This is a genomic window from Aeromonas sp. FDAARGOS 1414 (assembly GCF_019047065.1).
Lineage (GTDB): Bacteria > Pseudomonadota > Gammaproteobacteria > Enterobacterales > Aeromonadaceae > Aeromonas > Aeromonas veronii_A.
Window position 1 is genome coordinate 3,294,350 of the sequence record NZ_CP077210.1, and the last position, 20,651, is coordinate 3,315,000.

General features: G+C 58.9%; 23 protein-coding genes, 1 tRNA gene and 2 rRNA genes (1 of these 26 cut by a window edge). 13 read left to right on the plus strand and 13 right to left on the minus strand.

The window, feature by feature from the left end; translation table 11 throughout:
• Window positions 1–4 precede the first annotated feature (4 nt).
• The 5 genes from mlaD to murA are packed head-to-tail and all read left to right on the plus strand — an operon-like array spanning window position 5 to window position 2,938.
• Window positions 5–502, plus strand: a complete 498-nt coding sequence (gene mlaD / locus I6L44_RS14810) for an outer membrane lipid asymmetry maintenance protein MlaD (protein ID WP_005336348.1) — start codon at window positions 5–7, stop codon at window positions 500–502.
• Window positions 503–504: 2 nt separating this feature from the next.
• Complete coding sequence (locus I6L44_RS14815) at window positions 505–1,137, plus strand: phospholipid-binding protein MlaC (RefSeq protein ID WP_216952222.1); 633 nt, start codon at window positions 505–507, stop codon at window positions 1,135–1,137.
• The gene (locus tag I6L44_RS14820; protein WP_005336352.1) at window positions 1,134–1,406 is read left to right on the plus strand and encodes a lipid asymmetry maintenance protein MlaB; all 273 of its coding nucleotides are present in this window, start codon (window positions 1,134–1,136) and stop codon (window positions 1,404–1,406) included. Before I6L44_RS14815 ends, I6L44_RS14820 begins: the two co-directional genes overlap by 4 nt.
• The gene (gene ibaG, locus I6L44_RS14825; protein WP_005306001.1) at window positions 1,406–1,663 is read left to right on the plus strand and encodes a BolA family iron metabolism protein IbaG; all 258 of its coding nucleotides are present in this window, start codon (window positions 1,406–1,408) and stop codon (window positions 1,661–1,663) included. Before I6L44_RS14820 ends, ibaG begins: the two co-directional genes overlap by 1 nt.
• A gap of 18 nt (window positions 1,664–1,681) precedes the next feature.
• Window positions 1,682–2,938 (plus strand): UDP-N-acetylglucosamine 1-carboxyvinyltransferase, encoded by a 1,257-nt coding sequence (murA, locus tag I6L44_RS14830; protein ID WP_216952223.1) that lies wholly within the window; start codon window positions 1,682–1,684, stop codon window positions 2,936–2,938.
• A gap of 578 nt (window positions 2,939–3,516) precedes the next feature.
• Here the strand turns inward: murA and I6L44_RS14835 are convergent.
• On the minus strand, window positions 3,517–4,770 hold the full coding sequence (locus tag I6L44_RS14835) for a phosphatidylserine/phosphatidylglycerophosphate/cardiolipin synthase family protein (RefSeq protein ID WP_216952224.1): 1,254 nt from the start codon (window positions 4,768–4,770) through the stop codon (window positions 3,517–3,519).
• 73 nt (window positions 4,771–4,843) lie between these two features.
• Here I6L44_RS14835 and I6L44_RS14840 point away from each other — a divergent pair, with 73 nt between their 5' ends.
• Complete coding sequence (locus I6L44_RS14840) at window positions 4,844–5,020, plus strand: hypothetical protein (protein WP_216952225.1); 177 nt, start codon at window positions 4,844–4,846, stop codon at window positions 5,018–5,020.
• Here the strand turns inward: I6L44_RS14840 and I6L44_RS14845 are convergent.
• The 3 genes from I6L44_RS14845 to tatA all read right to left on the minus strand — a co-directional run bounded on the left by I6L44_RS14845 (window position 4,998) and on the right by tatA (window position 7,128).
• Entirely contained in the window at window positions 4,998–6,419 is a 1,422-nt protein-coding gene (locus I6L44_RS14845; RefSeq protein WP_216952226.1) for a lytic transglycosylase F, read from the minus strand. The two genes, I6L44_RS14840 and I6L44_RS14845, sit on opposite strands and share 23 nt — an antisense overlap.
• Window positions 6,420–6,647: 228 nt before the next feature.
• Window positions 6,648–6,950 carry a YfcZ/YiiS family protein gene (locus tag I6L44_RS14850; RefSeq protein ID WP_101531245.1) on the minus strand — a complete coding sequence of 101 codons (303 nt, stop codon included), beginning with the start codon at window positions 6,948–6,950 and terminating at the stop codon, window positions 6,648–6,650.
• Between the two features lie 16 nt (window positions 6,951–6,966).
• Window positions 6,967–7,128 (minus strand): twin-arginine translocase TatA/TatE family subunit, encoded by a 162-nt coding sequence (tatA, locus tag I6L44_RS14855; RefSeq protein WP_005339944.1) that lies wholly within the window; start codon window positions 7,126–7,128, stop codon window positions 6,967–6,969.
• Between the two features lie 276 nt (window positions 7,129–7,404).
• Between tatA and I6L44_RS14860 the strand changes: the two genes are divergently transcribed.
• Window positions 7,405–8,373 carry a LysR family transcriptional regulator gene (locus tag I6L44_RS14860; RefSeq protein ID WP_005348538.1) on the plus strand — a complete coding sequence of 323 codons (969 nt, stop codon included), beginning with the start codon at window positions 7,405–7,407 and terminating at the stop codon, window positions 8,371–8,373.
• A gap of 77 nt (window positions 8,374–8,450) precedes the next feature.
• Here I6L44_RS14860 and I6L44_RS14865 read toward each other — a convergent pair whose 3' ends face one another.
• The gene (locus tag I6L44_RS14865; RefSeq protein ID WP_041234986.1) at window positions 8,451–9,050 is read right to left on the minus strand and encodes a YhgN family NAAT transporter; all 600 of its coding nucleotides are present in this window, start codon (window positions 9,048–9,050) and stop codon (window positions 8,451–8,453) included.
• Between the two features lie 99 nt (window positions 9,051–9,149).
• Window positions 9,150–9,395 carry a YecH family metal-binding protein gene (locus I6L44_RS14870; protein ID WP_005357633.1) on the minus strand — a complete coding sequence of 82 codons (246 nt, stop codon included), beginning with the start codon at window positions 9,393–9,395 and terminating at the stop codon, window positions 9,150–9,152.
• Window positions 9,396–9,604: 209 nt separating this feature from the next.
• Between I6L44_RS14870 and I6L44_RS14875 the strand changes: the two genes are divergently transcribed.
• Complete coding sequence (locus I6L44_RS14875) at window positions 9,605–10,888, plus strand: dicarboxylate/amino acid:cation symporter (RefSeq protein WP_005357632.1); 1,284 nt, start codon at window positions 9,605–9,607, stop codon at window positions 10,886–10,888.
• An 11-nt stretch (window positions 10,889–10,899) separates the two neighbouring features.
• Here I6L44_RS14875 and I6L44_RS14880 read toward each other — a convergent pair whose 3' ends face one another.
• Window positions 10,900–11,214 (minus strand): DUF2007 domain-containing protein, encoded by a 315-nt coding sequence (locus I6L44_RS14880; protein ID WP_005339933.1) that lies wholly within the window; start codon window positions 11,212–11,214, stop codon window positions 10,900–10,902.
• Window positions 11,215–11,223: 9 nt separating this feature from the next.
• Window positions 11,224–12,126, minus strand: coding sequence for a LysR family transcriptional regulator (locus I6L44_RS14885; RefSeq protein ID WP_019444678.1), 903 nt, complete (start codon window positions 12,124–12,126; stop codon window positions 11,224–11,226).
• A 96-nt stretch (window positions 12,127–12,222) separates the two neighbouring features.
• Here I6L44_RS14885 and I6L44_RS14890 point away from each other — a divergent pair, with 96 nt between their 5' ends.
• A complete protein-coding gene (locus I6L44_RS14890; RefSeq protein WP_005348510.1) occupies window positions 12,223–13,275 on the plus strand; it encodes an HlyD family secretion protein in 1,053 nt (350 codons plus the stop codon).
• Complete coding sequence (locus I6L44_RS14895; protein WP_216952227.1) at window positions 13,275–14,828, plus strand: DHA2 family efflux MFS transporter permease subunit; 1,554 nt, start codon at window positions 13,275–13,277, stop codon at window positions 14,826–14,828. The genes I6L44_RS14890 and I6L44_RS14895 overlap by 1 nt, the downstream gene beginning before the upstream one ends.
• Before the next feature lie 78 nt (window positions 14,829–14,906).
• Here the strand turns inward: I6L44_RS14895 and I6L44_RS14900 are convergent, their stop codons facing one another.
• Window positions 14,907–15,533 carry a lysoplasmalogenase gene (locus I6L44_RS14900; protein ID WP_164537865.1) on the minus strand — a complete coding sequence of 209 codons (627 nt, stop codon included), beginning with the start codon at window positions 15,531–15,533 and terminating at the stop codon, window positions 14,907–14,909.
• A 175-nt stretch (window positions 15,534–15,708) separates the two neighbouring features.
• On the opposite strand from I6L44_RS14900, the gene I6L44_RS14905 reads away from it, so the two are divergent.
• The gene (locus I6L44_RS14905) at window positions 15,709–15,864 is read left to right on the plus strand and encodes a hypothetical protein (protein ID WP_164537866.1); all 156 of its coding nucleotides are present in this window, start codon (window positions 15,709–15,711) and stop codon (window positions 15,862–15,864) included.
• 351 nt (window positions 15,865–16,215) lie between these two features.
• Here the strand turns inward: I6L44_RS14905 and I6L44_RS14910 are convergent, their stop codons facing one another.
• Entirely contained in the window at window positions 16,216–17,334 is a 1,119-nt protein-coding gene (locus I6L44_RS14910; protein ID WP_216952228.1) for a fatty acid desaturase, read from the minus strand.
• Window positions 17,335–17,481: 147 nt separating this feature from the next.
• On the opposite strand from I6L44_RS14910, the gene fabR reads away from it, so the two are divergent.
• Window positions 17,482–18,102, plus strand: a complete 621-nt coding sequence (gene fabR, locus I6L44_RS14915) for an HTH-type transcriptional repressor FabR (RefSeq protein ID WP_005339921.1) — start codon at window positions 17,482–17,484, stop codon at window positions 18,100–18,102.
• A gap of 19 nt (window positions 18,103–18,121) precedes the next feature.
• Entirely contained in the window at window positions 18,122–18,487 is a 366-nt protein-coding gene (locus tag I6L44_RS14920; RefSeq protein ID WP_139442142.1) for a YijD family membrane protein, read from the plus strand.
• A gap of 465 nt (window positions 18,488–18,952) precedes the next feature.
• Here I6L44_RS14920 and I6L44_RS14925 read toward each other — a convergent pair.
• The 3 genes from I6L44_RS14925 to I6L44_RS14935 form a co-directional block, all read right to left on the minus strand.
• Window positions 18,953–19,029 (minus strand) — tRNA-Asp (locus tag I6L44_RS14925).
• 97 nt (window positions 19,030–19,126) lie between these two features.
• A 5S ribosomal RNA gene (gene rrf, locus I6L44_RS14930) occupies window positions 19,127–19,241 on the minus strand.
• Window positions 19,242–19,367: 126 nt separating this feature from the next.
• Window positions 19,368–20,651 (minus strand): 23S ribosomal RNA (locus tag I6L44_RS14935) (it continues 1,606 nt past the right edge of the window).

A 20,651-nucleotide genomic window follows, 5' to 3' on the forward strand; every position in this document is an offset into this window, starting at 1 on the left:
AAAGATGAAGTTCAGCAAAGTAGAATTCCTGGTCGGCACCTTCATGCTGGCTGGCATCGGTGCCATTCTGGCACTGGCCCTGCAAGTGGCCGGTTTGAGCTTCAAACCGGAAGGAGAAACCTATACCCTGCGCGCGCATTTCGATAATATCGGCGGCCTGAAAGTCCGGTCGCCGGTCAAGGTCGGCGGCGTGGTGGTCGGTCGGGTCAGCGACATCGTACTGGACCCGAAAACCCAGGTGCCCGAAGTCACCCTGATGATGCAAAAGAGCGCTGGCGAGTTTGCCGATACCAGCTCCCTCTCCATCCTCACCTCCGGTCTGCTCGGCGAGCAGTACATCGGTCTGGCCCCCGGCTTCAGCGATGAGGAGATGGGCACCGAGATGCTCAAGGATGGCGACCTGATTGAAGACACCAAATCCGCCATCGTGCTGGAAGATCTGATTGGCAAGTTCCTCTATAGCCAATCCTCCGACAGCAAATCAGACAGCAAGAAGGAGTAATCATGTTCAAGAAAATCGCCCTGCTGCTGGGCCTGATGACCAGCATGCTCTTTTCCCTGTCTGCCCAGGCCACTGTCGATGCCACCGACCCCAATGCGCTGGTGGATCAGGCTGCCAAGCAGACCTTTGCCCGCCTGAAAGCCGATCAGGCCCAGGTGAAAAGCAATCCGGATCACCTGCGGGTGATCATCCGCGAAGAGCTGCTGCCCTATGTGGACAACCGCTTCGCCGCCTACAAGGTGCTTGGCAACCAGATTAAAGAGACCACCGAAGCGCAGCGCAATGCCTTCGTCGAGGTGTTCACCGAGTACATGGTGAGCTCCTACGCCGATGCGCTGGCCCATTTTGACAAGCAGACCGTCAAGGTCGAGCCGGGCAAGGCTCCCAGCGGCAATATCACCGCCGTCAACGTCAGCGTGAAAGAGGCCGGCAAGCCGGACATCTTCCTCGAGTTCAAGCTGCGCAAGAACAACAAGACCGGCGAGTGGAAAGCCTTCGACATGGTGGCAGAGGGGATCAGCCTGCTCTCCGCCAAGCAGAGCGAGCTGGGCGGTTTGATCCGCCAGAACGGCATCGATGCGGTGATCGCCCAGTTGCGCGAGCACAACGCCAAGCCGCTGGTACTCAAACCATGACTCTCAGCGGTGAGCTGCAGGCGCCACAGGTCAATGACCTGTGGCAACGCCGCGCCGAATGGTGGCAGGACGACCAGCTCGAGCTCGGCGGCGTCACCACCCTCGACTCTGCCGGACTGGCCCTGCTGGTCAAATGGGCCAAAGCCGTATTAGCGCGAGGCGCCACACCGCAACTGGTGGGCGCCTCCAGTGATTTCTATACCCTGGCCAACCTCTACGGGGTGGCTGGGCTGTTTCAATCTACCCCGCTCACAACTGAGGACGCATAATGCAAGTCTCTGAAATTGAAGCGATACTCCTTGAGGCTCTGCCATTGTCCGAAGTCCATGTCAAAGGGGACGGTAGTCACTACCAAGTGATCGCCGTCGGTGACATGTTTGACGGCATGAGCCGGGTCAAGAAGCAGCAGGCCATCTATGCCCCGCTGATGGACAAGATCGCCAGCAACGCCATTCACGCCCTCTCCATCAAGGCGTTCACCGACGCCGAGTGGAAACGCGAACGTAAATTCCTATTGCCCTCCTGATTTGGTAACGAAGTAAAAATGGACAAATTCAAAATCGATGGTCGTTGTACTCTCAACGGCGAAGTGACCATCTCCGGCGCCAAAAACGCCGCGCTGCCGATCCTGTTCGCGACCCTGCTTTGTGATGAAGAGGTACACCTCTCCAACGTGCCGCGACTGAAAGATGTGGGCACCACCATCAAGCTGCTGGAGATGCTGGGCGCGACCACCAAGGTCAACGGCAACGTCACCGTGCTGACCGGTGCGGTGAACAACCATGTCGCTCCCTACGAGCTGGTGAAGACCATGCGCGCCTCCATTCTGGCGCTGGGTCCGCTGGCCGCCCGTTTCGGCGCTGCCGACGTCTCCCTGCCCGGCGGCTGCGCCATCGGTGCCCGTCCGGTCAACCTGCACGTCCACGGCCTGGAGCTGATGGGTGCCAATATCACCATCGAAGAAGGTTACATCAAGGCCCGTGTCGATGGCCGCCTGAAAGGCGCTCACATCCTGATGGATATGGTCTCCGTGACCGGTACCGAAAACCTGATGATGGCCGCAACCCTGGCTGATGGCCGCACCGTGATCGAAAACGCCGCACGCGAGCCGGAAGTGGTCGATCTGGCCAACTTCCTCAATACCCTGGGCGCCAAGATCCAGGGCGCGGGCACCGACACCCTGACCATCGACGGTGTCGAGCGTCTGCACGGCGGCAACTACAGCGTGCAGCCTGACCGCATCGAAACCGGTACCTTCCTGGTGGGTGCAGCGGTCACCGGCGGCAAGATCACCTGCCGCAAGACCGACCCGACCCTGCTGGAAGCGGTACTGGTCAAGCTGGAAGAGGCTGGTGCACTGATTGAGAAGGGTGAAGACTGGATCACCCTCGACATGACTGGCCGCACCCTCAAGCCGGTCACCATCAAGACCGCCCCCTACCCGGCCTTCCCGACCGACATGCAGGCACAGTTCACCGTACTGAACGCGGTGGCACAAGGTACCGGCATGATCACCGAAACCATCTTCGAGAACCGCTTCATGCACGTTCCCGAGCTGGTACGGATGGGCGCAGACATCGAGTTGCAGGGTAATGTGGCCATCTGCCGCGACACTGCTCAGCTCAAGGGGGCTCAGGTGATGGCGACCGATCTACGCGCCTCTGCCAGCCTGGTGCTGGCCGGCTTCGTCGCCGAAGGCTCCACCATCGTCGACCGCATCTACCACATCGACCGTGGCTACGAGAACATCGAGCAGAAGCTGCAGGGTCTGGGTGGCCGCATCGAGCGCATCAAGGGCTGATATCTCCCTGATCGCAGGCCGATAAAAAGGCCCCCTCGCTAATGCAAGGGGGCCTTTTTACATTCATCTGGGCTGCCGAGATTCAATGCGGTCGAGAGTGGTCCATATCGTGTCAGGCTATTTACCAGCCCCCTGGCGGCCAACGTTCATTGGCTCGAGACTCGCCAAAGAACCAAAAAAGTGGGGTGACATGTCCATGTCACCCCCTCGCAAATAGCATGTTCCATATTGGAGTCCGGCCACGCCAGGTCTCTGTTTCACTTTCCGATAGTTCGCGACCCATCTTAAGTGCGCGCCAATTGCAGCAATGCAACCGGCCAGCTACCCGTTACAACCTTCGTCCACACGGCAGACAAGCCGCCGTGTTTGTCCTTGCAACTGAAATATTACGCATAAAAACAAAATAAAAAACGTTTTTATGCTAATTCCATTCACATCAGAGTACAAAAAACAGCCTTATCATCACCACTAAATTGTTATAAAACAGAAAGATAGATTCATGCATGGTTATTCACCCGCAAAGGGCATCAGCAATGGCTTACAAGGCTTTGCGAGATCTCGCACAAAAAATGGCTGCCTTACAGCCAACGGCGCAGGGGCAACCAGTCACTCAGGCGGGCTATCAGTCGCCTTGGCCACCCCTCGGGTTTGCGCGGCAATCCACCGGCCTGCTCCTGCCAGCGAGCCAGCCACGTTCGCAGCGCCTCGCAGATCGGCAGGCAGTGCAGATGCAGCATCAGTTCGGTATTGAGAAACAGCGAGCGGGGATCGAGATTAAGGCTGCCAAACAGCGCCCGCCCCTTCCCCAGCAGGATCAGCTTGGCGTGCAGGCTGCCGTGACCATGATCAAACTCGGCGACCCGGATCCCGCGGCGCAGCAACCAGCCGAGATAGCGCTGATAGGCGCCATAGACCAGCGGCACATCGGTGCTGGCCAGCGAGTTGGTGAGAATGTCGATGGCGACCCCCTGCTGGCGTAGCCGCGCCAGACGGTGCCGAAACCCGCGAGTAAGGATGAGGTAAGGGGTCACCAACCCCAGCGAGCCGGGATTGTCAGCCAGCTGGCGCCAGAGCTGACGGGCGGTGGTGGGACGGGAGATGAGCCCCTTGCCGGGACGGTCGAACCACACCTCTGCCCGCCCCTCGTGCCACTGCAGCGGTACATCGCTCTCGTCAAACAGCGCCGCGGGCAGATCATAGACCGTCGCCACCGCCGGATCCGTCATGGTGAACAGGAAGTCGTTGACCACCTCTATTTCGGCGGGCAGCAGCTCGCGGCGCAGCAGATGGCGGATGGGGTGACTCCAGCGGCTGTGCCAGAACTGCTCGAACCCCTGCGCCATCTGCTGGCACAGCCCCCCCTGACAGGCGAGATCGAGATCCACGAAGGGGGCTTGCGGATCCAGACCGAAGTAGCGATCGCCTATGTTGCGCCCGCCGATCAGCGCCAGCTTGCCATCCACCAGCAGCAGTTTGTTATGCATCCGGTGGTTGATGCGGCGAAAGCTGAGTAGCCCCTCCAGCAGCAGTGCCAGCGGGCGCCAGCCCCGCAGCCAGAAGGGGTTGAACAGCCGCACTTCGATCCCGGGGTAGTGAGCCACCATCTCCAGAAAGCGGTTGTCACCGGCATAGAGATCATCCACCAGCAGCTGCACCTTGACGCCGCGTCGAGCGGCGTGGAGCAGCTCGCTCAGCAGCAGCTTGCCGCTGCTGTCCTCTTCCCAGCTGTAGTACTGCGCCTGGATCCGCTCGCGGGCATGGCGGATCCAGTGACAACGCACCTTGAGCGCCAGCTGGGGATCGTCGATCAGGGCAAAGGATCCGGGGATCATGGTGTCATCCTGCTGTCATGGCCGGGTGTCATAACGCTGGCGAGCCTCTTCACATATTCAAAAGGAGTTGCTGATGGAACTGCATGATACCCCGATGTTGCGCTATCTGGGCCAGCTCAGCCAGCCAGATCTCATCCCGGCCACCGGCCCCACCCACTGGTTCCTGCAACACAGGGACGGTGGCTGGCAATTGCCGACCGTGCAGGCGACCCTGCCGGTCAACCGGCTCAGGGCTGAGCCGCTTCGATAGCGGCAGCCTTACCCTCGATCTGGGGCAAGCTGAAACGATAGGCTACGTAGTACTTGTAGATGGTGCCGACATAGTTGATCGGCCCCTGTCCGACTTCGTTGGCCACCAGCTGATCTACGTTGCCGAACCAGACGTTGGGATCGAGCCCCAGTTTCTCCGCCTTGCCTCGCAGCGCCTGCACCCGGTTTGGCCCGGCGTTGTAGGCGGCGAGGGCAAACAGGTGGCGGTTGAGCCGATCCAGCTTGGGATCATTGAAGTAGGTATCGAGGATCAACCGCATGTAGCGGCAGGCGGCCTCCACATTGCCCTCCAGCGTGGTGAGTCTGGCGCCGTTGATGCCGACCTCCCGCCCCGTGCTGGGCAGCAGTTGCATGATGCCCACGGCCCCCTTGTGCGAACGCGCCTTGGGATTGAGGCCGGACTCCTTGTAGCCGAGCGCCGCCAGCATCAGCCAGTCGAGATCGTATTGATTGGCGTACTTCTCCAGCACTTTGCGAATGGTCGCAAGGCGCCCCATGGGATCTGGCGCCAGGATATTGCTCATCTGCTCGCTGTGAACCAGCAACCGGCGCAGGGTCATGTCGCTGTAGAGGCTGTTGCGGCTGACGCTCGCCAGATAGCCATTGACCGCTTTCAGCAGCTCGGGGCTGTTCTTGCGCAGCGCCCAGCCACTGGTGCCGTTGCTGCGCAGGGGGATCAACTTGTGAGCCTTGAGACCGGAGATCATGCCACTCAGCCAGATCCGCCCCTTGTAGCTGTCGGTCACCGTCAGGGGAATAATGCCAGCGGCCACCATCTCCAGCAGATCGCCATCCTGTAGATATTCGGGCACCGTCTCGATATAGACGGGGGGCAGCCCCAACTCGCGAAACAACCAGTTGAGCTGGCGCAAGCTCTCGTAGTAGCTGGAGCTGGCCCGCACCCAGACCCGCCTGCCAGAGAGCTGGGTAATGCGGCTGAAGGCGGGCAGGCTGTTCTGGCTAACCACCCACTCCTCGATGGAAGAGATGAGCGGCCGGGAGAAGGCCACCTGTTCACGCCGGGTCGGGGTCACCGTCATGGTCGCCGCCACCAGATCCCCACGCCCCTCGGTCAGATAGTCCAGCAGCTTGTCCTGCCGCACCGGGATGTAGACCACCTTGAGTTTGACCTTCTCTTTAGCGAGATAGGTGTTGTTCAGCCAGCGCTCGAATCCTTGCAGCTGATTGACCAGAATGCCGTACTGGGTGCCGCGATCGAGAAAATAGAAACCGCGCTCATAGACCACCAGAGCCCTGAGTTCGCGCTTTTGCAGAATGCTTTCGAGGTCCCCGGGTTGGGGCAAACGCACCGGCTTGAGCTCAGCCGCCAGCAGGGAAAAACAGCAGAGGGCCAGCAGAGCCCAAATCCAGCGTCGCATCACGATGGCTGCCCCTGTGCTGAGGTCACGCCTGCTGCCTGTTGGCAGCACGGATCACGATAGAGGGTGGGATTGGGGGCAGAGATCCATCGCTGCGTCATGATATTTACGCCTTCTGTTGGCCGACTCGCGCCGGGCAAAACGTCTGTGGGATAGAGTAACTATAGAACGCCGACCCACAGCAGAAGGGTCAACACGGCAGGCAAACCTGCCGCGTTATCAGACAACTCAGATAGAGCGGGCCCGCATTTCGAAAATCAGTTTTTCGGCGGTGCAGGTGAATTGCAGGCGGGCTTTCAGGATCACGCCGTTGGCGCCCTGGGTCAGTTCGCTGCTCACTTGAGCTTCGGCGGTGACCTGTTTGGCCAGTGCTTCATAGGCAGCCAGCTTGGCGCGGGCATCCGCCTCGGCCGCGGCTTCAATAACCAGCTCCATCACATCATCGCCTTCGCCGATGATGGTGCCGATCTCGGCAAAACAGCCACAGCTGTCACAGGTTTCGTTCAGTTCAACTTTCTCGTCTACAGACATTTTCTACTCCTACTGCTTATTTCGGATGATTTGCGTCGTCACGCATCGCCTTGCGAAAATCTTTGATGGCAGTACCCAGATCCTCACCTGCACTGGCAAGACGCTTGCTGCCGAAGACCAGCACAACGACCAGCAAGAGGATCAACATATGCCAGATATGAATTCCACCGAGTCCCATAGGGATACTCCCTCACAAAGAGATATCTGTTACTTGTATCAAAATAGAGCGCAGGGATTGTTGGGCAAAATCAAGGCAGGTGCAAGTGAGCAAATAAATCATAGCCAAAAAATAGGGCGACCCTGAGGTCGCCATATTGATTGTGCTACATGTCCCCTCAACCGCTACATCCTGTACCAGTGGTTCATGCGAACCTGAGACCATTCGAGGATAAGATCGCCAAGATATGAAAACAAATGGTATAAATTCATCTTAGAATTGAAGAGGATTCATATCATGCTGCTGGAACAACTGGGTCGCATCGACCTCAATTTGCTGATTATCCTGCAGGTACTGCTGGAGGAGCGCAACGGCAGCAAGGCGGCACGCCGCCTTCATCTGAGCCAGTCCGCCGTCAGCAAAGCCCTCGGCCGTCTGCGCGATACCTTCAATGATCCCCTCTTCATCCGCTCCGCCTACGGGCTGGAACCCACCGGCCGCGCCCTTGCGCTGCAACAGCAGTTGCAACCCATCCTGCTGTCGCTGGATAACCTGATCCAGCCGCCCGAGTTCGACCCCGCCAGCTCGGAGCGAGAGTTCGTCATCGCCAGCATGGACAGCGCCTTCACCCTGTTTGCCCCGCTCTACCTGAGCGAGTTGAAGCGGCAGGCACCAAGGATCCGCTTGCGTTACGAGGAGTGGACCGAGAACAGCCTGACCGAGATGAGTCAGGGACAGGTGGACATCGCCTTCGCGGTGCGGGAGAACTGCATCAGCTCCGATTATCGGCTCGATACCCTGCCCGACAGCATCTGTCAGCGAGTGCTGGCGGTCGATGATCTCACCTGTCTGGTGCAGCAGCACCACCCCGCGCTGCGGGAGCCCAACTGGAATCTGGAGCACTACCTCAGCTATCCCCATGTGCAGACTTACTGCGAGGGGCGAGACCGCTGGATGCTGGATCACAAGCTGGCGGAGCAGGATCTCTACCGGCGTATCGAGGCAACCGTGCCCTCCTTCGAGGCGGCGCTGCGGATGGGGATGCACTCCGACATGATAGTGACCCTCTCCAGGCTCTACGCTCGCCACGCTACCCAGGTCTATCCGCTGTTGCAGCTGCCGCTGCCCATCGGGTTGGACAGCATCTCCCATCTGCTCATCTGGCATCAGCGTCACAGCGAGGATCCGGGCCACCGCTGGCTGCGGGAATTGCTGCTCTCCCTCATCATGAGCAAACTGGAACCCGCAGCGACCACTCACGAGTGACGACACGCCCTCTCGGCAGGAAGAAAAGAACGGGGCTCTGCGTAGCCCCGTTTCATTCACTTCAAGATGTAAACCGCTCAGCCTTGGCCGGTCACTGCCAGATAGTGATGTACCCCGTCCAGCAGCATCTGGACCGAGATCATCACCAACAGCATACCCATCAACCGCTCCACCGCAGTGAGTCCCCGCTCACCCAGCAGCTTGTTGAATACCTCGTAGAACATCAGGATCACCGCGCTGGCAGCCCAGGCCATAAAGAGTGCCAGCGACCAGTCCACCATCCGGGTCGGCTCCTGATTGGCCAGCAGCATCAAAGAAGCCAGGATAGAAGGACCGGCGATCATCGGGATCGCCATCGGCACCAGGAAGGGCTCCTCGCCCGCCGCCAGCCCGGTCACGCCCCCCTCACTCGGGAAGATCATCTTGATGGCGATCAGGAACAGGATGATGCCCCCCGCAATGCTGACCGCCTCCTGCCGCAGGTTGAGGAAACCGAGGATCTGCTGACCGACGAACAGGAACAGCATCATGATGGCCAGCGAGAAGAGCAGCTCGCGCACCATCACCTTGCGGCGTCGCTTGGGATCGATATGACGCAGTATAGAGAGGAAGACCGGCAGGTTGCCCAGCGGGTCCATGATCAGAAACAGCATGACTGCGGCAGAGAAAGTATCCATACAACGCCCGGGCTACGCCCTGAATAGGGAAAAGAGAGGGGGCGAAATATAGCAAAGGGCGAAGAATTGAGCGAGCGCCATGATGCGCTCGCAGCGGGATTAACCGTGGTTGCAGATCTTGTCGGCACGGGTCTGGAAACCCTCGGCCGAGTCGATGAATTTGCCGCGAGCAGCCAGAAAGTCGATCAGCGCTTCCGCATCCATCTCGCTGGCGCTGCAGGTATGAAAACGGGCCTCGGCACCGAACCGCTCGGCCATCGCCTGTTTCAGGCTGGCACGGGTAAATTGCCCCCCTTGTGCCAACATCATCTCCATCACTTCGTGACCATGAACCGATTGCGACATCTCTCACCTCAATAATAAACATATTTAATGCCAATTAAATATCTCCCCGCCCGGAGGGATCTTGATATAGGCCAATAAATTGCGCATTACCTGGTCAGGGGAGTGGTCACCGCCACCGCTTTGTCGATAATGTGGCAACCCGCGTCAGGGATCGCTACACTGGCGCCCCTTTTTGGCCATCGCAGACAATGTATAAGGATATTGGCGTCATGCTGTTCCATGGAGAGGCTCTCAAGCCCTGGCAGATCTGGACCCGCCGACCACTCTGGCTCAAGACCCTGATCGGCATGCTGACAGGGGTGGGTCTGGGCGTCGGCTTTGAAGAGCAAGCCCTGCTGCTCAAGCCCCTTGGCGTCCTGTTCGTCAACACCATCCAGATGCTGATGGTGCCCCTCATTTTCTGTTCGGTCATCGCCGGCCTCACCTCGCTGCTCAAGGGCAAGGCCCTCGATCGCATCGGCAGCAAGGCGATCTGCCTCTACTTCTGCTCGACCGCCATCGCCATCTGCATCGGCCTGATGATGGGCTGGCTGCTGGAACCCGGCATGGGTGCCGACATGGGCCCCTATGAGCGGGTCGGTATGTCGGAACCACCCACCCTGGCCAGCGTGCTGAGCCATCTGGTGCCGAGCAACCCGGTACAGGCGATGGTGGATGGCAAGATCCTGCAAGTGATCGTCTTTGCGGTGGCGCTGGCGGTGGCCCTCAATGCCAGCGGTCGCCGTGGCCGCCCCGCCATCCTCTTCTTCACCTCGCTGGCCGAGGGGATGTTCAAGCTGACCCAGATGGTGATGGCGCTCGCCCCTTATGGTGTCTGCGCCCTGATGGCCTGGATGACCGGCAAGTACGGTCTCGATCTGCTGCTACCGCTGCTCAAGGTGATCGGCGCCGTCTACCTCGGCTGCCTGCTGCACGTGCTCGGGGTCTATAGCACCCTGCTGCTCCTGCTGGCACGGCTCAATCCGCTGCACTACTTCAAGAGCATCGTCGATGCTCAGGCGGTGGCCTTCACCAGCAGCTCCAGCAACTCCACCCTGCCCATCAGTCTAGCCTGCGCCGAGAAGCGGCTGGGAGTCTCCCCCGCCATCACAGCCAAGGTGCTGCCCATCGGCGCCACCATCAACATGGATGGCACAGCCCTCTATCAGGGAGTGACTGCGCTGTTCGTGGCTCAGGCATTCGGTGTGGATCTGCACATGGTCGATTACCTGACCATCATCAGCATCGCCACCCTGGCAAGTATCGGCACCGCAGGCACCCCGGGCACCGGGCTGATGCTGCTGACCCTGACCCTGACGGCGGTGGGCTTGCCGCTGGAAGGGGTGGCACTGATTGCAGGCATTGACCGGATCCTCGACATGGCGCGCACCACGGTCAACGTATCGGGGGATATTCTGGTGTCGGTGCTGATCGCCCGCAGCGAAAACGAGCTGGATCTGGCGACCTATCACGATGCCAGCGCAGGGGAAGATATCGAGTTCCCGCCGCGCTAGCGGAAGAGAGATCAGCTGTCGTGGGGATCGTGGTGACAGCGCCAGCAGACGTCGAAGTTGGCGCCGTTCTCCTCCCCGCACTGGCCGCACAGCCAGCCGTTACCCTGGCGCTGCTGGTAACGCTCGATGACCCTTCCTGCCTTGCTGCGATCCTCGGCCCGCACCATCAGAGTCACCTGCAACATGTCGACCGGCAGTTCGCCAAGGGCGCCAGACAGCCCCTCGCCATTGAGGCGCACCAGCACCCCTTCCGCCTCCAGCGCCCCTTTCAACGCGTGCGCCTCCAGGGTGTGTGAGGCGCGATAGAGATTGATCCAGTTATCCATAGCTCCCCCTTACAACAACTTGTCGATGCCAAACTCGGCGCCGTTCTCAATCATGAAATCGATGAATGCCCGCAACTTGCGCGGCATCAGTTGCCGCTCCGGAAACAGCAAATAAATCGGCACCCTGGGTTGCTGCCACTCTGGCAGCAGGATCACCAATTCGCCGCTGGCCAGCTCATCCTGACAGAGCATAGCGGGTAACGAAGCCAACCCCAGCCCCGCCTTCGCAGCCTCCCGGGCACAGGTAATATTATTGACCCGAAAACGGGATGGGGGGTCAACCAGCACCTCTCTGCCATCCAGCTCGAAGCACCAGTGAGAGGCGAGAAACCCGCTGCTCACCGTCACCCGCTCGTGGTTGGCCAGATCCTCCGGCCGCTCGATGACCGGGCTGCGGGCAAGATAGTCCGGGCTGGCACAGAGCAGCCTTCCGGTGCTCCAGAGTCGGCGCGCCGCCAGATTGGAGTCGCTCATGTCGCCAATCCGCACCACCGCATCCAGCCCTTCGCTGATGGGATCCACCACCCGGTTGGTCAGCTCCAGCTCCACCTGCAGGGCGGGATAGGCCTGCAAAAACTTGGCGACCAAGCGCCCGACCACCAGTTGCCCCGTTTCGATGGGCACCGCCAGTTTGAGGGTGCCGGTTACCTCCTGCTGGCTGGCGCTCAGCATCAGCTCGGCTTCGGTCAGGGCATCGACCGCCTTGCTGCAGTGCAGGTAGTACTTCTCCCCCTCCTCGGTCAAAGTGAGCTGACGGGTGGAGCGATAGAGCAGACGCACTCCGAGCCGCTGTTCAAGCTCGGCGATGCGGCGGCTGACCATCGCCTTGGTCATCCCCAGCTCGCGGGCGGCCCCCGTAAACGAGCCCTTGTCGACGATACGCACCAGAATTAACGCGGCATTGAGATCCATTGTTGCACCAGTGAAACTGTATATCTCGTGAACCAATACTAATCGAAACAGTTGACCAGTGTTAGCCTGCGCCCCTTAAGTTCAGGAATCACAAAAATGAGTCAACACAAAAAAATTCCCCTGCTGGCAGCCATGATATTGGCGCTGCTCGGTCTGCTGTTCGCCGGTTACTGGTATCTTCACGGCCGCTATTTTGAAAGCACCGACAACGCCTATCTGCAAAGTGAAGTGACCGGGATCAGCTCCAAACTGCCCGGCTATATCCGCGAAGTGCTGGTCACCGACAACCAGCCAGTCAAAGCGGGCCAACTGATCGCCCGGCTCGATGATCGCGAATACAAAACCAGGGTCGCGGAGGCCGAAGCCGACCTGCGCCTCAATCAGGCGACGGCCGAAAATCTGGCCGCCACCCGCACCCAACAACTGAGCCTGATCCAGCAGGCCGAGGCCAAGGTCGCCTCCGCCAATGCCGAACAGCTGCGTGCCAGCCAGCAGGTCAACCGGATCAGTCAGCTCAACCAGCGCCACTACAGCTCGCAAGACAGTCTGGACGAGGTGCGTGCCGGACTGCAGGTCAATCAGGCGCAAGCCCGGGAGGCCCAAGCCGCCCTGCAAGCGGCCCGTGAGCGACTGCTGGTACTGGATGCCGAGCGCAAACAGAACTTGGCCAAGCTGGCGTTGAGCGAAGCACAACTGGAGCAGGCCAAGCTGGAGCTCGGCTACACCGAGCTGCGGGCACCGGCCGATGGCATCATCGGCAAGCGCAGCCTGCGGGAAGGCCTCTACGTCCAGTCCGGTATGCAGGTCGCCAGCCTGGTGCCGCTGCAGCAGGTGTGGGTCGAGGCCAACTTCAAGGAGACCCAGCTCGCCCATATGCAGCCGGGCCAGAAGGTCGAAGTGGTACTCGATGCCTACCCGGATCAACCGGTCGAGGGGATCATCGACAGCTTGGCCCCGGCGACCGGCGCCAAGTTCGCCCTGCTGCCACCGGAGAATGCCACCGGCAACTTCACCAAAATTGTGCAACGGGTACCGGTCAAGATCCGCATCCCCGAGCCGGGCCCGCTGGCAGGCAAGCTGCTGCCGGGTCTCTCCACCGAAGTGATCGTGGATACCCGCACTCCTGATCCCGTGGTGGCTGCCAACTGATGGAACCCATTCCACGTCGCAACTGGATCGCGGTCATGGGGGGGCTTATCGGCGCCTTCATGGCCATCCTCGATATCCAGATCACCAATGCCTCACTGAAGGATATTCAGGGGGCCCTGTCGGCCACCCTGAGCGAAAGCTCCTGGATCTCCACCTCCTATCTGGTGGCGGAGATGATCGCCATCCCCCTGAGTGGCTGGCTGAGCCGAGGGCTGAGCGTGCGCCGCTACCTGCTCTGGACCACCGGCGCCTTTATCGCCGCCTCCGTGCTCTGCTCGTTCAGCTGGAACCTCACCAGCATGATCGTCTTCCGAGCGCTGCAAGGCTTCACTGGCGGGGCGCTGATCCCGATGGCCTTCTCCCTCATCGTCACCCTGTTGCCGCTCCAGAAGCGGGCCACCGGCATGGCGCTGTTTGGCCTCTGCGCCACCTTCGCCCCCGCCATCGGCCCAACCCTCGGCGGCTGGCTCACCGAGCAGATGTCGTGGCACTACATCTTCTATCTCAACGTGCCGCCGGGACTGCTGGTGATGGCCATGCTGGCCCACGGGCTGGATAAAAAACCGGTGGACTGGGCCGTGATCAAGCGGGTAGACCTCATCGGGATTGTCACCATGGCGCTCGGCCTCGGCTTGCTGGAGGTGGTACTGGAAGAGGGCAACCGGGAGGACTGGTTCGGCTCAAGCTTCATCGTGCGACTGGCGGTCATCTCGGCGGTGGCGCTGGTGTTCTTTGTCATCAGCCAGCTGATCCGCCGTCACCCGCTGGTCAATCTGCGGCTGCTGCACAACCCGCGCTTCGCACTCGCCTGCTTCGCCTATCTGATCCTCGGCATGGCGCTGATGGGATCTATCTATGTGTTGCCGCTCTACATGACCCAGATCCACAACTACAACGCGCTGGAGATCGGCGAAGTCCTTATGTGGATGGGGCTGCCGCAACTGCTGGTGCTACCGCTGGTGCCCAAGCTGACCCACAAGATAGACCCGCGCTATCTGGTGAGCTTCGGCTTCCTGATCTTCGCAGTCAGCTGCTTTATGAACGTCAACATGAGTGCCGACTACGCCGGGCCGCAGCTCATTCAGTCGCTTATCGTGCGGGCGCTGGGGCAGCCCTTCATCATGGTGCCGCTCTCCCTGGTCGCCACCGCCAGCCTGAGCCACGACGAGATCCCCTCCTCCTCGACTCTGCTCAACGTGCTGCGCAACCTCGGTGGTGCGTTCGGTATCGCCATCATCGCGACCCTGCTCGACAACGATACCCGCACCCATGTGCTGCAGATTGGCAGCACTCTGGCCGCCAGCAGTGTCGAGGGGCAGAGCTATCTGCTGCAACTGGCCCAGAGCATGATGGCGCAGGGTTCAGGCCCCGAGATTGCCCAGCAGCAAGCCCACGCCATGCTGGCCAATACCATCAACCGGGAGGCGGCCATCATGGCCTACAACCAGGTGTTCTACATCATGGGGATCTTCCTGCTGATCGCCAGCGGCCTGATGCTGTTGCTCAAATCCCCCGCCCCACGGGCAGCGGATGCCGAACCGCTAGAGGCGTGAAAAACCGCCGGGAATAAAACGAAAAACGGGCAAGCGCCCGTTTTTCGTTATCTGTTGCCTGTACTCAACCGCATGGCGTTATCCCGCCAGCGACCCCGCAATCAGGAATTGCGCCGCAAAGTAGCTGCTCATCACCCAGGCTCGAGCGTGGGGAAAGGGGCGGCGGAAGCGATCGAGCGCCAGCATGCTGTCGGAGAAGAGGAACATCAGTGCCCCCACCAAAGCGGCGGCCGAACCGGCAGTGAGAGAGGCGTGCCAGGCACCGGCGGCCACCCAAGCCATGCCGATGATCACCAGCATGTAGCAAAAGACCGGGATCCGCATCTCTCCCAGCTTGCCCCACAGCAGGCCAAATACCATGCCGGCAATCAGCAACAGCAGCAAGCCATCCACCAGATTGAGCAGCAGCGGTCCCTGGGCAAAGCCGACGATATAGCAGAGATGCGCGACAAGAAATGCCGCCAACCCCTGAATGAAGCGATCCCTTGGCAACATCAGCAGCACATCGCCCGCCAGCGAGAGGCAGAGGCCGAGCAGGATCCAGGCATGGGAACCGTCGTGGTCATAACTCTGGTAGCCGAACGCCAACGCAATGATAAGCAGCATGGTCAGCGGCTTGCTGATATAGAACTGGCGGCTGTCTGAACCGTAGGCAGCACGGATGTGCCACCAACCTGAAGCGATGATCAAGAAACTCAATAACATGCCCTGCTCCTCACCTGTTGCTCGCAGTCATACGGCAACCGTTTTTATCATGGTGCAGGGTAACAAATTCCCTACCCCAGTGGCAGGGGTGCTGATCAAATGGACAGACTAAGCCTAAAGTCTAATTGCCGCCCCGAGTGGTTCAGGGCATAAGTGACGGGTCTGGAGGATCACCATGGAAGAAGCTATGAAGAATTATCTGCCCGCCATCGATATCATGATGTGCCATCTGGGGATCAGCTTTGAGCAGGCCTGCGAACAACTGGGTCTCAGCCAGCAGGAGCAACGGGCACTGGATCAATTGCAGCAACAGCAGAGCCAAGCCAACTAAGCCCTCCCGTTATTGGATATCATGATGCGCCATCCGGGAATCAGCTTTGAGCAGGCCTGCGAACAGCTGGGTCTTAGCCAGCAGGAGCAACAGGCGCTGGATCAGTTGCAGCAACAGCAGAGCCAAGCCAACTAAGCCCTCCCGTTATTGGATATCATGATGCGCTATCTGGGGATCAGCTTTGAGCAGGCCTGTGAACAGCTGGGTCTCAGCCAGCAGGAGCAGCAGGCACTGGATCAGTTGCAGCAACAGCAGAGCCAAACCAACTAGCCCGTTCAAACATGCATACCAAAGAGAAGACCGCCAGCAGGCGGTCTTCTCTTTTAGTATGTGTGATACCCCGGCAAGGCATCATGCAATGCCTGCCAGCAGGCGACTCCAGTTGCGTTTACCAGCGATAAAGCCGTCACGCAGGGCCCGGTACTCCAGTTGCAGCTTGAGGCGGTCATAGCGCGCCAGCGCCTTGCGCTTGCGCAGCTCCAGCAGCCGCTTGCGACTAGCGTAATAGTGTTGCAACTGCTGGCTCAGCTTGTCGTACTCCTCCTGCAGCAGCGCCTGCCACAGTTCGCGATCTTCCTGCTTGCGCAACTTGGCTTGTGCCCGTTTCAGCTGCATCTGCAGCCGGGCTTGTTCGATACGCTCCTCCGGCGAAGATCTGAGATCTCCCGCCAGACCGCACCAGGAGGCGAGCCGGATCAACCACTTGGTCGGATCGAACTGCCACCAGTGAATGCCATTGCGGTAGTCATTCTCGAACAGGTGGTGAAAGTTGTGGTACCCCTCGCCAAAGGTGAAAAAAGCCAGGATGCCGTTATCGCGAGCGGTATTGCGGTCGGTATAGGGCTGACTGCCCCAGATGTGGGCCAGCGAATTGATGAAGAAGGTGGTGTGGTGAGTCATCACCATTCTCAGCACGCCTGCCAACAGCAACATGCCGAGCATATCCCCGTGCCATAGGCCGAGCAGCAGCGGCAGCCCCAGATTGGCCGCCAGCGCCAGCGTCAGATAGTGACGGTGCTGAAACGCGACCACCGGGTTGTTCTGCAGGTCACGCACATTATTGTAATCGCCATAGCGATCTCCCTGATGCTCCCGCAGCATCCAGCCAATGTGGGAATACCAGAAGCCGCGCCCCGCGCTGTAGGGGTCTTTATCGTTGTCATCCACATGACGATGGTGATGGCGGTGATCGGCCGACCAGTGCAGGGCCGAATTCTGCAGCGCCAACGCACCGCCGATGGCAAACAACCACTGCAAAGCGGGGTGCGCCTTGTAGGCCTTGTGCGACCAGAGCCGGTGATAGCCTGCGGTGATGGAGAGACCACTAAGGCAGAACAACAACAGGAAACTGGCCCACTGCCAGAGATCGTAACCGTGGCTCACGCCGTACCAGGGCACGACAATCAACGCCACTATCCCGGAGAGGGAGAACAGCAGGGTATTGGTGAAAATAATGGGGGGTCTGGCCATCTCATTGCATCCTTTCAGCGAACAGCTGTTAGCCATTTTCTATGGTGATTTCCTCACGGTCAATGGTAAAAAAATAGGATACAAACCTGATCCTGAGGCGCCTTCGGGTTATCATTTGTCCTCGTTAAGCTGAAGGTGACTGATTTCGTGGGTATTCGCGCTCAACAAAAAGAAAAAACCCGGCGTACATTGATCGATGCTGCATTCAGCCAACTGTGCGCCAATCGGAGTTTCTCCAATCTCAGCCTGCGGGAAGTCGCTCGCGAAGCGGGTATCGCGCCCACCTCTTTCTATCGCCACTTTCGCGATATGGAGGAACTGGGCCTGACCCTGGTTGACGAAGGAGGCCTTACCCTGCGCCAACTGATGCGCCAGGCACGCCAGCGCATTGCCGGTGGTGGCAGTGTCATCAGCACCTCGGTGCAGACCTTTATGGAGTTTGTCGAGAACAACCCCAACATCTTTCGGCTGCTGCTGCGGGAACGCTCCGGCACCTCGGCCGCCTTTCGCCAGGCGGTAGCTCGCGAAATCCAGCACTTTATCGCAGAGCTGACCGATTATCTGGAAGCCACCACAGAAGCACCACGGGAAGATGCCTACATCCAGGCAGAAGCCATGGTCACCATCGTCTTCAGTGCCGGTGCCGATGCACTCGACATGACCAGCGAAGAGTGCCGTGCACTCTCCGACCGAACAATTCGCCAACTGCGGATGATCGCCATGGGCGCCGAGGTACAAAACCAGAAGCGCCGTGAACCTCACCCATGACCACAGGATGGAGAACGACATGCCTGAACAGCTTATGATCCCGAAAAAACCGCTTGCCATGGCCATGCTGATTGGTATCTGTGGCGATGCCTCTCTGGCCGTGCTGACCAACTCGGTCGTGCCTTTCTCCTTCTTCCCGCTGATTGCCCTCTGGCTGGCGGCCTATCAGCTGTTCCAGCACTATCGCCATGAACCCATGGTGGGCAACACCCCCATCTGTACCCTGCTCTGCTTCTTTATCGGTGTCTTCGGTCACTCCGCGCTGCTCAAGGTGCAATACCCGGAGCTTGGCAGCAACTTCTTTTCCCTGATTATGATGCTGCTGTTACTGGCGGCCCTCTCCATCAAGCTCGGCCTGAGCATTGGCAACAAAGAGAAGCCCTGATAAATCAACCGAGTGATGGTAATCAGTTGATAGATAAAGCAAAGAGGCCTTCCCGTCGGGAAGGTCTCTTTGCTTGAACTGTACCTGATGAATCCGGCAATCTCGGTATTCCCAACCTAGCCAAACGGCTTGGCTTCAAGATCGATGTGCAGATGGAAGCGGAGGTGGTAAATATGGGACTGCCCTGTAGTCAGCAAGCGGCAGAAGCCTGATTTGACCCCTTGTAGACTCGTTCAAATGGCTGATAAGGCCCGGATATAGCCCGAAAATGGCGGGAATAACCGGCTATCTGGCCCTCTCTTGGCAGGTAAAAACCAAACGTTGGCTGTTTAACACGCTAAAAACACCAAGGCCCGGTCGTGAAGCCGGGCTTTGTGTTGATTCTGGTGTGCAAATCTGTGGGTCTTATGGACAAAATCGCCCATAGCAAAAAGGCCTTCCCATCTGGGAAGGCCTTCAAATTAGTGGCGGAGCGGACGGGACTCGAACCCGCGACCCCCGGCGTGACAGGCCGGTATTCTAACCGACTGAACTACCGCTCCGCATTCGGTTAGCTTGCGCTAAATTGGTTGCCGCTTCTTATGAGGTGTCATCCTCGCAGCCAGTGACGTGATTCTTCACATCACCGTTTAATTGGGTGCCTGGCAGTGTCCTACTCTCGCATGGCGAATGCCACACTACCATCGGCGCTACCGCGTTTCACTTCTGAGTTCGGCATGGGATCAGGTGGTTCCACGGCGCTATGGCCGCCAGGCAAATTCTTCAATCTTGGAAAGCTGACGTGAATAACGACTTGGCTAGTTGCTTGTCATTATCACTGAATTTGTAAGTAGTGCGCTTGGTATTTGCTACAAGCCTTAGAACACTTCTTGGGTGTTGTATGGTTAAGCCTCACGGGTAATTAGTACGGGTTAGCTCAATGCATCGCTGCACTTACACACCCCGCCTATCAACGTTGTGGTCTCCAACGGCCCTTTAGGACCCTCAAGGGGTCAGGGATGACTCATCTCAGGGCTCGCTTCCCGCTTAGATGCTTTCAGCGGTTATCGATTCCGAACTTAGCTACCGGGCAGTGCCACTGGCGTGACAACCCGAACACCAGAGGTTCGTTCACTCCGGTCCTCTCGTACTAGGAGCAACTCCCTTCAATCATCCAACGCCCACGGCAGATAGGGACCGAACTGTCTCACGACGTTCTGAACCCAGCTCGCGTACCACTTTAAATGGCGAACAGCCATACCCTTGGGACCGACTTCAGCCCCAGGATGTGATGAGCCGACATCGAGGTGCCAAACACCGCCGTCGATATGAACTCTTGGGCGGTATCAGCCTGTTATCCCCGGAGTACCTTTTATCCGTTGAGCGATGGCCCTTCCATTCAGAACCACCGGATCACTATGACCTACTTTCGTACCTGCTCGACCTGTCCGTCTCGCAGTTAAGCTGGCTTATGCCATTGCACTAACCTCCTGATGTCCGACCAGGATTAGCCAACCTTCGTGCTCCTCCGTTACTCTTTGGGAGGAGACCGCCCCAGTCAAACTACCCACCAGGCACTGTCCGCGAGCCCGATTCAGGGCCCTGCGTTAGAACATCAAACATACAAGGGTGGTATTTCAAGGACGGCTCCAGCGCAACTGGCGTCACGCCTTCAAAGCCTCCCACCTATCCTACACATGTAGGTTCAATGTTCAGTGCCAAGCTGTAGTAAAGGTTCACGGGGTCTTTCCGTCTAGCCGCGGGTACACCGCATCTTCACGGCGAATTCGATTTCACTGAGTCTCGGGTGGAGACAGCATGGCCATGGTTACACCATTCGTGCAGGTCGGAACTTACCCGACAAGGAATTTCGCTACCTTAGGACCGTTATAGTTACGGCCGCCGTTTACCGGGGCTTCGATCAAGAGCTTCGCTTGCGCTAACCCCATCAATTAACCTTCCGGCACCGGGCAGGTGTCACACCCTATACGTCCACTTTCGTGTTTGCAGAGTGCTGTGTTTTTGATAAACAGTCCCAGCCATCTGGTCACTGCGACTCCCAACTGCTCCATCCGCAAGGGACTTCACTGTCAAGAGCGAACCTTCTCCCGAAGTTACGGTTCTATTTTGCCTAGTTCCTTCACCCGAGTTCTCTCAAGCGCCTTGGTATTCTCTACCCGACCAC

Bases quoted from the DNA above. Each gene is read 5' to 3' on its own strand.
- mlaD (WP_005336348.1), top strand. From the start codon at position 5: ATGAAGTTCAGCAAAGTAGAATTCCTGGTCGGCACCTTCATGCTGGCT.
- I6L44_RS14815 (WP_216952222.1), top strand. From the start codon at position 505: ATGTTCAAGAAAATCGCCCTGCTGCTGGGCCTGATGACCAGCATGCTC.
- I6L44_RS14820 (WP_005336352.1), top strand. From the start codon at position 1,134: ATGACTCTCAGCGGTGAGCTGCAGGCGCCACAGGTCAATGACCTGTGG.
- ibaG (WP_005306001.1), top strand. From the start codon at position 1,406: ATGCAAGTCTCTGAAATTGAAGCGATACTCCTTGAGGCTCTGCCATTG.
- murA (WP_216952223.1), top strand. From the start codon at position 1,682: ATGGACAAATTCAAAATCGATGGTCGTTGTACTCTCAACGGCGAAGTG.
- I6L44_RS14835 (WP_216952224.1), bottom strand. From the start codon at position 4,770: ATGATCCCCGGATCCTTTGCCCTGATCGACGATCCCCAGCTGGCGCTC.
- I6L44_RS14840 (WP_216952225.1), top strand. From the start codon at position 4,844: ATGGAACTGCATGATACCCCGATGTTGCGCTATCTGGGCCAGCTCAGC.
- I6L44_RS14845 (WP_216952226.1), bottom strand. From the start codon at position 6,419: ATGCGACGCTGGATTTGGGCTCTGCTGGCCCTCTGCTGTTTTTCCCTG.
- I6L44_RS14850 (WP_101531245.1), bottom strand. From the start codon at position 6,950: ATGTCTGTAGACGAGAAAGTTGAACTGAACGAAACCTGTGACAGCTGT.
- tatA (WP_005339944.1), bottom strand. From the start codon at position 7,128: ATGGGACTCGGTGGAATTCATATCTGGCATATGTTGATCCTCTTGCTG.
- I6L44_RS14860 (WP_005348538.1), top strand. From the start codon at position 7,405: ATGCTGCTGGAACAACTGGGTCGCATCGACCTCAATTTGCTGATTATC.
- I6L44_RS14865 (WP_041234986.1), bottom strand. From the start codon at position 9,050: ATGGATACTTTCTCTGCCGCAGTCATGCTGTTTCTGATCATGGACCCG.
- I6L44_RS14870 (WP_005357633.1), bottom strand. From the start codon at position 9,395: ATGTCGCAATCGGTTCATGGTCACGAAGTGATGGAGATGATGTTGGCA.
- I6L44_RS14875 (WP_005357632.1), top strand. From the start codon at position 9,605: ATGCTGTTCCATGGAGAGGCTCTCAAGCCCTGGCAGATCTGGACCCGC.
- I6L44_RS14880 (WP_005339933.1), bottom strand. From the start codon at position 11,214: ATGGATAACTGGATCAATCTCTATCGCGCCTCACACACCCTGGAGGCG.
- I6L44_RS14885 (WP_019444678.1), bottom strand. From the start codon at position 12,126: ATGGATCTCAATGCCGCGTTAATTCTGGTGCGTATCGTCGACAAGGGC.
- I6L44_RS14890 (WP_005348510.1), top strand. From the start codon at position 12,223: ATGAGTCAACACAAAAAAATTCCCCTGCTGGCAGCCATGATATTGGCG.
- I6L44_RS14895 (WP_216952227.1), top strand. From the start codon at position 13,275: ATGGAACCCATTCCACGTCGCAACTGGATCGCGGTCATGGGGGGGCTT.
- I6L44_RS14900 (WP_164537865.1), bottom strand. From the start codon at position 15,533: ATGTTATTGAGTTTCTTGATCATCGCTTCAGGTTGGTGGCACATCCGT.
- I6L44_RS14905 (WP_164537866.1), top strand. From the start codon at position 15,709: ATGGAAGAAGCTATGAAGAATTATCTGCCCGCCATCGATATCATGATG.
- I6L44_RS14910 (WP_216952228.1), bottom strand. From the start codon at position 17,334: ATGGCCAGACCCCCCATTATTTTCACCAATACCCTGCTGTTCTCCCTC.
- I6L44_RS14920 (WP_139442142.1), top strand. From the start codon at position 18,122: ATGCCTGAACAGCTTATGATCCCGAAAAAACCGCTTGCCATGGCCATG.